Consider the following 12293-nt stretch of genomic DNA (forward strand, 5'->3'; position numbering starts at 1 on the left):
CTTAGAAATTCACACCCACGCTCAGCGCGAGGAAGTCACGATCGACCAGCGTGTTGTAGTCGCCGCCGAAGAAATCGGTGTACGACAGGCTGGCGGTGTAGGCGTTCTGGTAAACCGCATCCACCCCGATGCTTATGGCCTTCGAACCTTCGTTGAACAAGCCGTTCGGGCCGTAGCCGTCCACGTCATGCGAGAACGAAATGTTCGGCGTCAGGTTCACGCCGGCGAAAACGTTGCTGTAATCCGCCAGGGCGCGAAGGCGATATCCCCAGGAGTTGGCGGTGACGAAGCCGTCGTCGCCGTATGCGGCGAGCTGCGCCGGATCGTCAGGCGTTCCGTAAATCGCATCGCGGCCATAACGCAGCTCGCTTTTGCTTTCCAGCGCTCCAACATGTGCATAACCCACTTCACCTACCAGAGTGACACGACCGGCGCCAAGCACCTGATCGATGAAATGAGTGAATGTCGTTTGAATCTGAGTGATTTCCTTACGGTTGTAGCCGCGGTTATCAGCACCAAAGGTGCTCGCCACGGGAGAAGTACCAGGAGCAATCGGATTTAGCAGAGCACGCGTAACATCTGTGGTGTTGATCTGGACGGGGGCATTTGGACGGTAGCTGATTTCACCCGCCCACGCAGTGCCGGTTGGCAATGTCGTCGAGAAGCTCAAGCCATAGAGGCGGATATCTTCCGGATACTCCAGGTAGTACTGGCCATTACCCAGCATGACGCTTTGAGCCAACCCAGCCCCTGACCCAGGCGCAATCCCTTCCGCCGCGCCAATGATGCTCGGCAATAGCCCGGCGGTAGCGAGGCCGGCAGACTGCGTGCTCACGTTCGGCGTCCGGCTGTGATAGTTCATGAAATACGCGCCATATTCGGTCGCGTCACCTAGCCAACGCAGGGCCAGACCAAACTGGCCGGAGTCTCTTGCGTCACGGTCTCCGCCACGCGGGAGCACCACCCCTTCGGAAGTGACGTCGAACCCCTGACCGAACGCGGCAGCGACAGGTTGAAGGGGAGCAATGGCCGGATTACCAACATGGTAGTTGGTATTACACCCATCCTGGACGACATCAACGGCAAAGAAGGTGCCGCAGTTGTCAACGATAGTTTGATCCCATTCCAGCTGGTAGAACGCCTCCATGCTCAACCGATCAGTCACGCTCTGGGACACGTAGAGCATGTTGACGGGAATGAGGCCTTCCTTAATCTCGGCACCCGGTCGGCGAAACGCGGCGGCATCGAGCGGGTTGATCGAGTTGATGGAGTTACCGATGAAGGTACTTTCACCCCAGCTGACCACCTGCTTACCAACACGAACCGTTCCCGGCAAATCGCCAAGGTAATAGTTGTGATAGAGAAACGCGTCGAGAATCTGCGCACCGGAAGACTGTGCCGCTTCTTTTCGATTGCTGTCACTGATGTCCTTGAACAGACGACTCTCGTCTTTCAGTTCGAAGTCATACCAGTACTTGCCACGAATGAAAGCGCCGCTATCGCGGTAACGGAGTTCAAGATCATGAACCCCTTTGAAAATCTTGGAGAAGGTTTCACCTTTCTTGAAGTTCAACCGACCATCATCGCCCGTCTGGGTATAACCGGTACCACCGTTGTTGATACCGACCAGATCCATATCCCGATCAGTCGTCGACCAGCTGGCCCCGATGGAGAGCGAAGAGTCGAACTGCCCTTCGATTTCGCCGATATTGAAATTCACCGCATAAGCCGGTGCCACGGTCCCAAGGGCTACGGCGAGAGCCAGAGTCTTGGGCTGGAAGATTCCTTGCCTTGTTGTTTTTGTCATGAGGCGCTCCTGGTTGGTTCGAAGTACGCTCACCCTAACGACACGGCAGCAGAGCGATAAGCGCACTAAGGTTTGATTTGGTTTGTAATCCTTAAGTATGAACGGCCTTCCCGTTACTGGGCTTCAGGCCATTTACCACAACGGGACGCTGGCGAAGCTAAGCGAGAGCTTAGCCGCACGCCGGCCAGGCGCAAGCCCCGTCATAGAGCGTTTGCGAGGGAATGGGAGGAAAATCGGAGGAATCGTGGGCCGGTAGCCATCACAGCATCGGCGAGGATGCCCCATCCGGAGCCAGGGCTCGCTTATCGAGCCTCGCCAAGACAAGGTGCGGTTCGAGCAAGCGTTACCGGGCGAGCCAAATGAGACGAAAGGAAACAATCGAAGCGAGGCATGCACCGCGTCCTTGGATGCGAGGACTGCCCTGCGGAGCGCGCCCGCCGCAGGGCAGCCATTGAGTCAGAGCCCTTTTACTGCATAGATGCCCGGCGCATTGCGCCAGTAACCCTTGTAGTCCATGCCATAGCCGAACACGTACCGATCTACACAGGTAAGCCCGACGAAATCGGCCTTCAGGTCAGGCCGCGCCTTGCGGGCGTGCTCCTTGTCCACCAGCACGGCCGTGTGCACCGCCGATGCGCCGGCGTGACGGCAGAAATCGATGATCGCACCGAGCGTGTGCCCCTCGTCCAGAATGTCGTCGATGATCAGCACGTCCCGATCGATGAACGAAATCTCCGGCTTGGCCTTCCAGAACAGCTCGCCGCCGCTGGTTTCGTTGCGGTAACGGGTAGCGTGAAGGTAGGACAGCTCCAGCGGGAAGTTCAGTTTGGGCACCAGCTTGCCGGAGAAGATCAGCCCACCGTTCATGACGCAGAACACGACGGGATTTCGATCCGCCAGTTCGGCATTGATCTTGGTGGCAAGGGCGTCGATAGCCGCTTCCACCTCGGCTTCCGGGTGGAGGCAGTCGGCTTCAGCCATGACTTGGCGAATATGGGCAAGATCGGCGGACATTGGCGATGCTCCGGTTGGATTTACGACAGGGCAGCGGCGTTACGGCCCATGGAAATGAAGGGGCGCGACGATACCGATGCAGTGACTGACAGAGCAAGTGCTTATTTGACTCATCAATAGCCGCCCCAAGCCCGATGCATTAATCTACGCCGGTTTATTTTCCCGCCGGAGCCGCCATGAGCATTCAAGAAATTCGCCACCCCTTGATTCGTCACAAACTGGGGCTGATGCGCCGGGCGGATATCAGTACCAAGAACTTTCGCGAACTGGCTCAGGAAGTCGGCTCGATCCTGACTTACGAGGCGACCCGGGACCTGCCTCTGGAAGACTACAGCATCAACGGTTGGTGCGGCCCGGTTCAGGTTCAGAAGATCTCCGGCAAGAAGATCACCGTGGTGCCGATACTGCGCGCCGGAATCGGGATGCTCGACGGGGTGCTCAGCCTCATCCCCGGCGCCAAGGTGAGCGCGGTGGGCATCGCGCGTAATGAAGAGACCTTGCAGGCACACACCTACCTGGAGCGTCTGGTCGACGATCTCGACCAGCGGCTGGCGATGATCATCGACCCGATGCTTGCCACGGGCGGCTCGATGGTCGCCACCATCGACATGCTCAAGAAGGCAGGCTGCAGGGAAATCCGCGCGCTGGTCCTGGTTGCCGCGCCGGAAGGCATTCGGGCGGTGGAACAGGCGCATCCGGACGTCACCATCTATACCGCGTCGATCGACGACCACCTCGACGAGAACGGCTACATCGTGCCCGGACTGGGCGACGCCGGCGACAAGATCTTCGGCACCAAGCAGAAGGACGTCTGAGCATGTCGCAACTCAAGGAGGAATCGCTGGGTCGCCAAGTGATCGCAGGCGCGCAGATGTTGTTCGTCGCCTTTGGCGCGCTGGTCCTCATGCCCCTGATAACCGGGATGGATCCGAACGTGGCGCTCTTCACCGCTGGCCTTGGCACCCTGCTGTTCCAGCTCGTCACCAAACGCCAGGTCCCTGTGTTCCTCGCCTCGAGCTTCGCCTTCATCGCGCCGATCATTGCCGCCAAGGCGGACTTCGGTCTGCCTGCAGTGCTCGGCGGCGTGGTCGCGGCCGGCATCGTCTACATCCTGCTCAGCTTCGCCGTGCAGCTGAAGGGTCCGAATTTCATCGACCGTCTGCTGCCTCCTGTCGTGATCGCTCCGGTGATCATTTCGATCGGCCTGGCGCTGTCCCCCGTAGCGGTCAACATGGCGATGGGCAAGTCCGGCGACGCCAGTGCCCAACTCGTACCCTATGAGACGGCGATGTTGATCTCCATGCCCGCCCTGGTTACCACACTGCTGGTCGCCGTACTCGGCAAGGGGCTGTTCCGCCTGGTCCCGATCCTGGCCGGCGTGGCAATGGGCTACGGCCTGTCATTCGTCTTCGGCGTCGTCGATACCACAGGCATCGCGGCCGCGCCCTGGCTCGCCATGCCGAAGTTCGTGGCACCTGAGTTCCACTGGGGCGCCATCCTGTTCATGGTACCGGTGGCCCTTGCGCCGGCCATCGAACACATCGGTGGCGTGGTGGCGATTGGTGGTGTCACCGGCAACAACTTCATCAAGAAACCGGGCCTGCATCGCACGCTGCTGGGTGACGGCCTCGCGACGTCCGCGGCGGGCCTGTTCGGCGGACCGCCGAACACGACCTACGCCGAGGTAACCGGTGCAGTGATGTTGACGAAGAACTACAACCCCAAGGTCATGACCTGGGCGGCGGTCTTCGCGATCACGCTCGCCTTCATCGGCAAATTCGGCGCCGCCCTGCTGAGCATTCCGGTTCCGGTGATGGGCGGGATTCTCTGCCTGCTGTTCGGCTCGATCGCGGTGGTCGGCCTGAGTACGCTGATTCGTCACCAGATCGACCTGTCGGAAGCCCGCAACCTGATCATCGTGTCCGTCACGCTGGTATTCGGCATTGGCGGAATGGTGATCGGCCACGGCGAGTTCAGCCTGTCCGGCATTTCTCTGTGCGCCATCGTAGCGCTGGTGCTGAACCTGGTCCTGCCTGGCGGCGAAGGCTGGAAAAACAAGCAGCTCGACGAGCAACGCTGACCCTTGGCTATCGCCCGAGCGAGTCTCGGGCGATAGCGGGCGTCTTATCTGGAGTTGCGGCGCAAAGCTGCAAAGGGCTTCGGAGCAGATTGCCTAGAACGCAGCCCGATAGTGAATGGCGTAGCTTTCGATACCATCGTTGGGCTTCTTGATACCGGCATTGGAGTAGTGGATCGCACGCACGCCCACTTCATGCCCGCCCGCAAAGCGCAAGCCCGCACCAAACCGATCTTCGAACTGGAAGGAAGACCCCAGCTCGTTGTTTTCCACTTCGGTGTTTTCGAAGGCCGCGATGCCGATCCCCGCCTCGATATAAGGCTTGACCGTGTCGCCATTGAACTCGTAGACGAAAACGGGGGCGAGCGAAAGGCTGTGGTTGCTCGTGGTTTCGTCGCCTTCCCAGTAGGTGTATCCCGCATCCCAGTAGCCCGTGAGCCGGCCCACGCCGCTCTGGAACCAGCTACGGTTGAAATCCATCTGCGCACCCAGGCGATAGGTCATCGTCGACTCGCCTGTACGCCCAACGGCAGCGGTCAGATCCAGCGCATTCGCGGTGCCCGCCTGGCCCAGCAAAACAGCGGCGACGGTCGCGAAGGACATCAGCTTTTTCATAGACATTTCCTTATTGAAAATGGGCATCGCTTTTTAGTGTGTCTGCCCTCGGAATACAGAGCCCATGCGAAACGGGGAGTTCCTAAACAGAACAGTTGGAAACTGTACCGTTTTCGCCCCAAAGTATAGGAAGAACCCGGGCCAATCGCGAGGGATCGCCGCTACTCCAGAAGCGCACCCGGGCCGGCCCCGAGGCGAGCAATCCCCTGGCGACGAGCAGGGTTTCGAGATGCCGGGCAACGGCGGCACCGGTGTCGACCAGTACCACGCCAGACGGCACCATCTCGCGCAACAGCGGCTTGACGAACGGGTAATGGGTGCAGCCGAGTATCAGGGTATCGCAACCTTCGTCGAGCAAGGGCTGTACGAACCCGGCGAGCAGCGCGCGCGTGCCCGGCGATTCGAGCTCTCCGGCTTCGATGCATTCGACCAATCCGGGGCACGGCTGGGTGATGACGCGCACGTCGCTGGCGAATCGGTCCAGCAAGGCGGCGAATTTAGCGCTCTTCAGCGTTCCCGTGGTGGCCAGCACGCCCACCACGCCACTGCGGGTGGCCTGGGCTGCCGGCTTCACGGCAGGCTCCATGCCGACCACCGTCAGCGCCGGGTAACGCTCACGCAGATCGGCCACACCGGCCGCCGTCGCGGTATTGCAGGCGACCACCAGTGCCTTTGCGCCCCGCTCGAGCAGGAACTCCGCAATCACGCGACATCGTTCGCGAATGAAGTCCGGGCTCTTCTCGCCGTAAGGGACGTGCCCGCTGTCGGCCAGGTAGAGCAGCGACTCCTGTGGCAATCGGGCACGAATCTCGCGCAGCACCGAAAGCCCGCCGACGCCGGAGTCGAACACCCCGATGGGCGCTTCGTCAGCCACGCGAGCTTCCGCAGACGGCGCAACCTGGATCACGCTTGACCTTCAGCTCGCGGAACCGACCTGTCAGCGCATCGACCAGCAACAGGCGCCCCACCAGCGGCTCGCCAAACCCGACCAGCACCTTCAATGCCTCGAGCGCCTGCAGGCTGCCGACCAACCCAACCACAGGCCCCAGTACGCCGGCCTCGCTACAGGTCAGCTCGGCCTCGCTGCCATGCCCGTAGAGACAGTGATAACAGGGACTGGCGTCATTGCGCGGGTCGAACACCGACAGCTGGCCCTCCAGCCGGATCGCCGCGCCGCTTACCAGTGGTTTGCGTGCCGCCACGCAAGCCGCATTGACCGCCTCGCGAACGGCAAAGTTGTCGGTGCAATCGAGCACCAGGTCGACATTGGCGACCGCCTCACCCAGCGAATCGGCATCCAGCCCGGCGCGGTGGCCGACCAGCGTGATACCCGGATTGATCGCCGCCAGGCGGGTCATCGCCGAATCGACCTTGTGCTGGCCGACCGCGGTCGTGTCATGGATGATCTGTCGCTGAAGATTGGTCAGGTCGACCCGGTCGAAATCAGCCAGGTGCAACTCGCCGACGCCGGCAGCGGCGAGGTACAGCGCCACCGGCGAGCCGAGGCCGCCCAGACCGACAATGAGCACGCGACTGTTCTTCAGTCGCAACTGGCCCTCGATGTCGACCTGTTTGAGCAGGATCTGGCGGCTGTAGCGCAGCAACTCGTCATCACTCAGCATCCCGACCTCCTGTTGTGATGGCATGACGCAGGCGGCCCAGGCTGACCCGCTCGTGCCCGCCATAATCGCGCCGACTGGCCACATCGACGAAACCCGCCGCCCCGAGCAGAGCCCGCACCGCCGGGGCCTGGTCATAACCGTGCTCGAGCAGCAACCAGCCCCTCGGGTGCAGATGCGCCGGTGCGGCTTCGACGATCCGCCGGATATCGTCCAGCCCATCTTCCCCGGCTATCAGCGCGCTGGCCGGTTCGAAACGTACATCGCCCTGTTGCAGGTGCGGATCGCTGGCCGGGATATAGGGTGGGTTGCTGACGATCAGGTCATAGCGGTGCCCGACCAGCGCGGCGAACCAGTCGCTGCGCTCGAAGCGGAGATTGACCAGCCCGAGCCGTGTGGCATTGCGTGTCGCCAGCGCGACGGCCTCGGCGACCCGATCGACGCCGGTCACCTGCCATGCCGGGCGTTCGACAGCCAGAGCCAGCGCGATGGCACCGGTCCCGGTTCCCAGGTCCAGCGCTTGCAAAGGTGTCGAGGGCGCCAGGGCCAGTGCGGCCTCGACCAGCAGTTCGGTGTCCGGCCGCGGGATCAGCGTATGCGGCGCGACTTCCAGATCGAGGCTCCAGAAGCCCTGACGCCCGAGAATGTAGGCGACCGGCTCACCGGCCCTCCTCCGCGCCAGGCTGGCCTGAAAGCGCGCCTCGGCCGCCGTGTCCACATCGCGATCGGACCAGGTGCGCAGGTAGCTGGACGACTTGCCAAGGGCGTCGGCGAGCAGCCATTCGGCATCGAGCCTGGCGGTGGGCGAATCGGGCAGGTTGGCACTGCGCAGCAAGGTTTCGATGGTGGCCATCTTCAGCTACCGGAGACGGGCGTCATATGGGGGCGAACGGCGACCATCAGTCGCCCAGCGCGGCGAGCTGGTCGGCCTGGTATTCCTGCAACAATGGCTCGATGACCTGTTCCACTGCACCGCCGATCACCTCGTTCAACGAGTAGAGGGTCAGGTTGATGCGGTGATCGGTCACCCGGCCCTGCGGGAAGTTATAGGTGCGGATGCGCTCGGAGCGGTCACCGGAGCCAACCAGCAGCTTGCGGGTCTCGGAGATTTCCTTGTGCGCCGCGCTGTCCTGGACATCCTGCAGCTTTGCCGCGAGCCAGGCCATGGCACGAGCCCGGTTCTTGTGCTGCGAGCGCTCTTCCTGGCATTCGACGACGATGCCGCTGGGCAGGTGGGTGATGCGCACGGCCGAATCGGTCTTGTTGATGTGCTGACCACCTGCACCGGAAGCGCGGTAGGTGTCGACGCGCAAATCCGCCGGATTGATTTCGATGGCGACCTGCTCGTCAGGCTCGGGCAGCACCGCGACCGTGCAAGCCGAGGTGTGGATGCGCCCCTGCGACTCGGTTTCCGGAACGCGCTGTACACGGTGCGCGCCGGACTCGAACTTGAGCTTGGCAAAAACGTTCTCGCCCTCGACGCGGGAGATGACTTCCTTGTAGCCGCCATGTTCGCCCGGATTTTCGGAGAGGATCTCGACCCGCCACCCCTGCCGCTCGGCGTAGCGCGAATACATGCGAAACAGGTCGCCGGAGAAGATCGCCGCTTCGTCGCCACCCGTGCCGGCGCGAATCTCGAGAAACACGTTGCGCCCGTCCTTCGGATCCTTCGGCAACAGCATTCGCTGCAGCTGTCCCTCGACTTCGGCCACCTGCGCCTGCGACTCGGCAACCTCCTCCTCGGCCATCTCGCGGACGTCCGGATCGCTGTCCTTGAGCAGCGCCTGGGCACCCTCGAGGTCGGACTGCAATTTCAGGTAGCGGCGGTAGGCGGCGATCACCGGCTCGACTTCGGCATACTCGCGAGAATAGGCGCGAAAGCGCGTCTGATCGCTGATGACCTCGGCATCACCGAGCAGCGCCGTCAGTTCTTCGAAGCGATCCTGCAGGATGTCGAGTTTGTTCAGCAGTGACGCCTTCATGTCTTTTCCGTGCTGTTGTGCAAGGCGAAGAGCTCTTGAACGATGCTCAACGCCTCCACGCGCCCTTCGGCAGAAAGTTTCTTCAGCTGCACGCTCGGCGCATGCAGCAACTTGTTGGTGAGCCCTCGCGCCAATTGCGCCAGCGCCTCTTCGGCCGCCCCGCCGTTGGCGAGCAGCCGCTGGGCCTTCAACAGCTCTTCGTCGCGGATGCGCTCGGCGTGTTGCCGATAGGCCTTGAGCACGTCCACCGCCGCCAGCTCGCGCAGCCGCACCATGAAGTCGTCGGTGCCCGCCGCCACCAGCTCCTCGGCCGCCTGCGCCGCCCCTTGGCGGCTCTTGAGGTTCTCCGCGACCACCTCGTGCAGGTCATCGACGGTATAAAGGTAGACATCGTCGAGCTCCCCCACCTGAGGCTCGATGTCGCGGGGAACGGCGATGTCGACCATGAACATCGGCTTGTGCTTGCGCTTTTTCAGCGCCTGCTCGACCGCGCCCTTGCCGAGGATTGGTAGCTGGCTGGCGGTTGAACTGATGACGATGTCGCTGTTGTACAGCTCCTGCGGGATATCGGCGAGCAGGATCGCATGGGCACCGAACTGCTCGGCCAGCGCATGGGCGCGCTCGAGGGTCCGGTTGGCCACGACGATACGCTTGACGCCCTGCTCGTGCAGATGCCGAGCGACCAGCGTGATGGTCTCACCGGCACCGATCAGCAGCGCCTGGCTGCGGTCGAGGCTGGCGAAGATCTGCTTGGCCAGGCTGACCGCGGCGAAGGCGACCGATACCGGGTTCTCGCCGATGGCGGTGTCGGTGCGCACGGTCTTGGCGGTACTGAACGTCGCCTGAAAGAGCCGGCCAAGCAGCGGGCCGATGCTGCCGGCCTCGCGGGCCACGGCATAGGCAGACTTCATCTGCCCGAGGATCTGTGGTTCACCGAGCACCATCGAGTCCAGGCCCGCGGCCACGCGCATCATGTGCCGCACGGCCTGGTCATCGACGTGCACGTAGGCGCAGGCCTTGAGGTCGTCGAGGTTCAAGCGGTGATACTGCGCCAGCCAGGCGAGCACCGTATCGGCCTCCACCTGATCCTGCTCCAGATACAGCTCGCTGCGATTGCAGGTCGAAAGAATGGCCGCTTCGCGCGTCGGCGTCACGCGGCACAGCTGCTGCAGCGCCTCGACCATCTGCTCGGGCGTGAACGCCACCCGCTCGCGCACATCCACCGATGCGGTCTTGTGATTGATGCCAAGCGCGATGAAAGCCATGCGGGGTCGCTGATTCGAAAAACGGAGCGCGCGATTCTCCTACTTCGCCTGACTTAGAACAACCGTTGCCGGTCATTGTCTGTAGCTATCGAGCCGACCCAAGACGCCGGCCCTGGGGCCCATGGGCTTGCCCGGCGGCTTGTGTCATCATGCCGCGACCGCAGATAAGTCAAATCTCCCTTATATGAACAAACTCCTCGTCCTCGGTGCCGCTCTGTTCCTTGGTGGCTGCCAAAGCTTCATGCAGAGCGCGCCCGATGCCGGCCCACCGGTCGAGGAAACGGCGCCCGAGCCGATCGCCACGGAACCGAGCGAGCTCGGCTCGTTCAGCGCCGACACACTCTACGCATTGCTGGTTGCCGAGCTCGCCGGGCAACGCAACCGGTTCGATATCGCCCTGGGCAACTACGTCCAACAGGCCAACGCCACCCAGGATGCTGGAGTCGCCGAGCGCGGCTTCCGTATTGCCGAGTACCTGGGCGCCGATCAGGCGGCGCTCGACACCTCGCTGATCTGGGCGCGCAACGCCCCGGACAACCTCGACGCCCAGCGCGCCGCCGCCGTTCAGCTGGCGCGGGCCGGCCGCTACGAGGAATCGCTCGAATACATGGAAAGGGTCCTCCAGGGCCAGGGCGACACGCATTTCGATTTCCTCGCCCTGTCTGCCGCGCAGACCGACCCGGACACCCGCGCCGGCCTCCTGCAGAGCTTCGACCAGCTCCTGGCCAAGCACCCCGACAATCCGCAACTGAAGTTCGGCAAAGCCGTGCTGCTGCAACAGGACGGTCGCCCGGAGGAAGCCCTGGCCCTGCTCGAAGCACAGCCGGCTCGCAACCAGGAAATTCCGTCCGTTCTGTTGCAGGCCCGCCTTCTGCAGATGCTGAACCGAGGGGATGAAGCGCTGCCGCTACTCGAGAAGAGTCTGCGTCAGCATCCAGAGGACAAACGCCTGCGCCTGACCTATGCGCGCCTGCTGGTGGAGCAGGAACGTCTCGAAGAGGCCATGGGCGAGTTCGCCACGCTCGTTCAGCAGTACCCGGGTGACGACGACCTGCGCTTCTCGATGGCGCTGGTCTGCCTCGAAGCCGAGGCCTGGCGCGAGGCGATCGTTTACCTGCAGGAGCTGATCGACCGCGGCAGCCACCTTGACGCAGCCTACCTCAACCTTGGCCGCGCCTACCGCGCGCTGGATGAACCGGAGCGCGCTCTGGACGCCTTTGCCAAGGTCGGCCCCGGCAACGAATACCTGCCGGCGAAACTGATGCAAAGCGAAGTGCTGTTTTCGCTCGGCCGCCATGAGGAGGCGTCTCGCCTGCTGGCCCGCGCCCGCGATGAGCAGCCCGACTACACGATCCAGCTCTACCTGATCGAGATCGAAGCCCTCTCCAACACGCAGCAGAACGAGCAGGCCTGGCAACTCGCCGAGCAGGCCCTCGACCAGTTTCCTGACGATCTCAACCTGCTCTATACCCGGGCCATGATTGCGGAGAAACGCGGCGACCTGGCGCAACTCGAAAAGGACCTGCGGTTCATCATCGAGCGCGAGCCGGACAATGCCATGGCCATCAACGCGCTGGGCTACACACTGGCCGACCGCACCGATCGATATCAGGAAGCACTGGCGCTCATCGAGCAGGCTTACCGCCTCAACCCGGAAGACGCGGCCATTCTCGACTCCCTTGGCTGGGTCAACTATCGGCTGGGCAACCTCAAGGAAGCCGAGACCCAACTGCGCCAGGCACTCGAACGCTTCCCCGACCACGAAGTCGCCGCCCACCTGGGCGAAGTGCTCTGGGCGGCAGGCAAGCAACGCGAAGCCCGCCGGATCTGGGGCGAAGCCCTCAAGGAAACACCCGATAGCCAGATCCTGCGTGAAACCATCCAACGCCTGACCGGCTCGGAGAAACCCTGACC

At 62.7% G+C, this 12293-nt stretch carries 11 protein-coding genes; 3 read left to right on the forward strand and 8 right to left on the reverse strand.

Annotation, left to right across the window (positions count from 1 at the left end; genetic code table 11):
- Window position 1 precedes the first annotated feature (1 nt).
- Together MST27_RS20805 and MST27_RS20810 are read right to left on the reverse strand one after the other, a co-directional pair.
- Entirely contained in the window at window positions 2-1807 is a 1806-nt protein-coding gene (locus MST27_RS20805; RefSeq protein WP_243607805.1) for a DUF1302 domain-containing protein, read from the reverse strand.
- 456 nt (window positions 1808-2263) lie between these two features.
- Window positions 2264-2821, reverse strand: coding sequence for a hypoxanthine-guanine phosphoribosyltransferase (locus MST27_RS20810; RefSeq protein WP_243607806.1), 558 nt, complete (start codon window positions 2819-2821; stop codon window positions 2264-2266).
- A 176-nt stretch (window positions 2822-2997) separates the two neighbouring features.
- Here MST27_RS20810 and upp point away from each other — a divergent pair, with 176 nt between their 5' ends.
- A complete protein-coding gene (gene upp / locus MST27_RS20815; RefSeq protein WP_243607807.1) occupies window positions 2998-3636 on the forward strand; it encodes a uracil phosphoribosyltransferase in 639 nt (212 codons plus the stop codon).
- 2 nt (window positions 3637-3638) lie between these two features.
- The gene (locus tag MST27_RS20820; RefSeq protein ID WP_243607808.1) at window positions 3639-4901 is read left to right on the forward strand and encodes a uracil-xanthine permease family protein; all 1263 of its coding nucleotides are present in this window, start codon (window positions 3639-3641) and stop codon (window positions 4899-4901) included.
- Window positions 4902-4994: 93 nt separating this feature from the next.
- On the opposite strand, the gene MST27_RS20825 is transcribed toward MST27_RS20820, so the two are convergent.
- The 6 genes from MST27_RS20825 to hemA form a co-directional block, all read right to left on the reverse strand.
- Window positions 4995-5513 (reverse strand): acyloxyacyl hydrolase, encoded by a 519-nt coding sequence (locus MST27_RS20825; protein WP_243607809.1) that lies wholly within the window; start codon window positions 5511-5513, stop codon window positions 4995-4997.
- Between the two features lie 82 nt (window positions 5514-5595).
- Entirely contained in the window at window positions 5596-6387 is a 792-nt protein-coding gene (gene murI / locus MST27_RS20830) for a glutamate racemase (RefSeq protein ID WP_243607810.1), read from the reverse strand.
- Window positions 6380-7135 (reverse strand): molybdopterin-synthase adenylyltransferase MoeB, encoded by a 756-nt coding sequence (locus tag MST27_RS20835; protein ID WP_243607811.1) that lies wholly within the window; start codon window positions 7133-7135, stop codon window positions 6380-6382. Before MST27_RS20835 ends, murI begins: the two co-directional genes overlap by 8 nt.
- A complete protein-coding gene (gene prmC, locus MST27_RS20840) occupies window positions 7125-7985 on the reverse strand; it encodes a peptide chain release factor N(5)-glutamine methyltransferase (protein WP_243607812.1) in 861 nt (286 codons plus the stop codon). The genes MST27_RS20835 and prmC overlap by 11 nt, the downstream gene beginning before the upstream one ends.
- 46 nt (window positions 7986-8031) lie before the next feature.
- A complete protein-coding gene (gene prfA / locus MST27_RS20845) occupies window positions 8032-9114 on the reverse strand; it encodes a peptide chain release factor 1 (protein ID WP_243607813.1) in 1083 nt (360 codons plus the stop codon).
- On the reverse strand, window positions 9111-10379 hold the full coding sequence (hemA, locus tag MST27_RS20850; protein WP_243607814.1) for a glutamyl-tRNA reductase: 1269 nt from the start codon (window positions 10377-10379) through the stop codon (window positions 9111-9113). Before hemA ends, prfA begins: the two co-directional genes overlap by 4 nt.
- A 184-nt stretch (window positions 10380-10563) precedes the next feature.
- Between hemA and MST27_RS20855 the strand changes: the two genes are divergently transcribed.
- Window positions 10564-12291, forward strand: coding sequence for a tetratricopeptide repeat protein (locus tag MST27_RS20855; RefSeq protein ID WP_243607815.1), 1728 nt, complete (start codon window positions 10564-10566; stop codon window positions 12289-12291).
- Window positions 12292-12293: the final 2 nt, after the last annotated feature.

Source organism: Stutzerimonas marianensis (assembly GCF_022810315.1).
GTDB classification, from domain to species: domain Bacteria; phylum Pseudomonadota; class Gammaproteobacteria; order Pseudomonadales; family Pseudomonadaceae; genus Stutzerimonas; species Stutzerimonas marianensis.

Bases quoted from the DNA above. Each gene is read 5' to 3' on its own strand.
- MST27_RS20805 (WP_243607805.1), bottom strand. From the start codon at position 1,807: ATGACAAAAACAACAAGGCAAGGAATCTTCCAGCCCAAGACTCTGGCT.
- MST27_RS20810 (WP_243607806.1), bottom strand. From the start codon at position 2,821: ATGTCCGCCGATCTTGCCCATATTCGCCAAGTCATGGCTGAAGCCGAC.
- upp (WP_243607807.1), top strand. From the start codon at position 2,998: ATGAGCATTCAAGAAATTCGCCACCCCTTGATTCGTCACAAACTGGGG.
- MST27_RS20820 (WP_243607808.1), top strand. From the start codon at position 3,639: ATGTCGCAACTCAAGGAGGAATCGCTGGGTCGCCAAGTGATCGCAGGC.
- MST27_RS20825 (WP_243607809.1), bottom strand. From the start codon at position 5,513: ATGAAAAAGCTGATGTCCTTCGCGACCGTCGCCGCTGTTTTGCTGGGC.
- MST27_RS20835 (WP_243607811.1), bottom strand. From the start codon at position 7,135: ATGCTGAGTGATGACGAGTTGCTGCGCTACAGCCGCCAGATCCTGCTC.
- prmC (WP_243607812.1), bottom strand. From the start codon at position 7,985: ATGGCCACCATCGAAACCTTGCTGCGCAGTGCCAACCTGCCCGATTCG.
- prfA (WP_243607813.1), bottom strand. From the start codon at position 9,114: ATGAAGGCGTCACTGCTGAACAAACTCGACATCCTGCAGGATCGCTTC.
- hemA (WP_243607814.1), bottom strand. From the start codon at position 10,379: ATGGCTTTCATCGCGCTTGGCATCAATCACAAGACCGCATCGGTGGAT.
- MST27_RS20855 (WP_243607815.1), top strand. From the start codon at position 10,564: ATGAACAAACTCCTCGTCCTCGGTGCCGCTCTGTTCCTTGGTGGCTGC.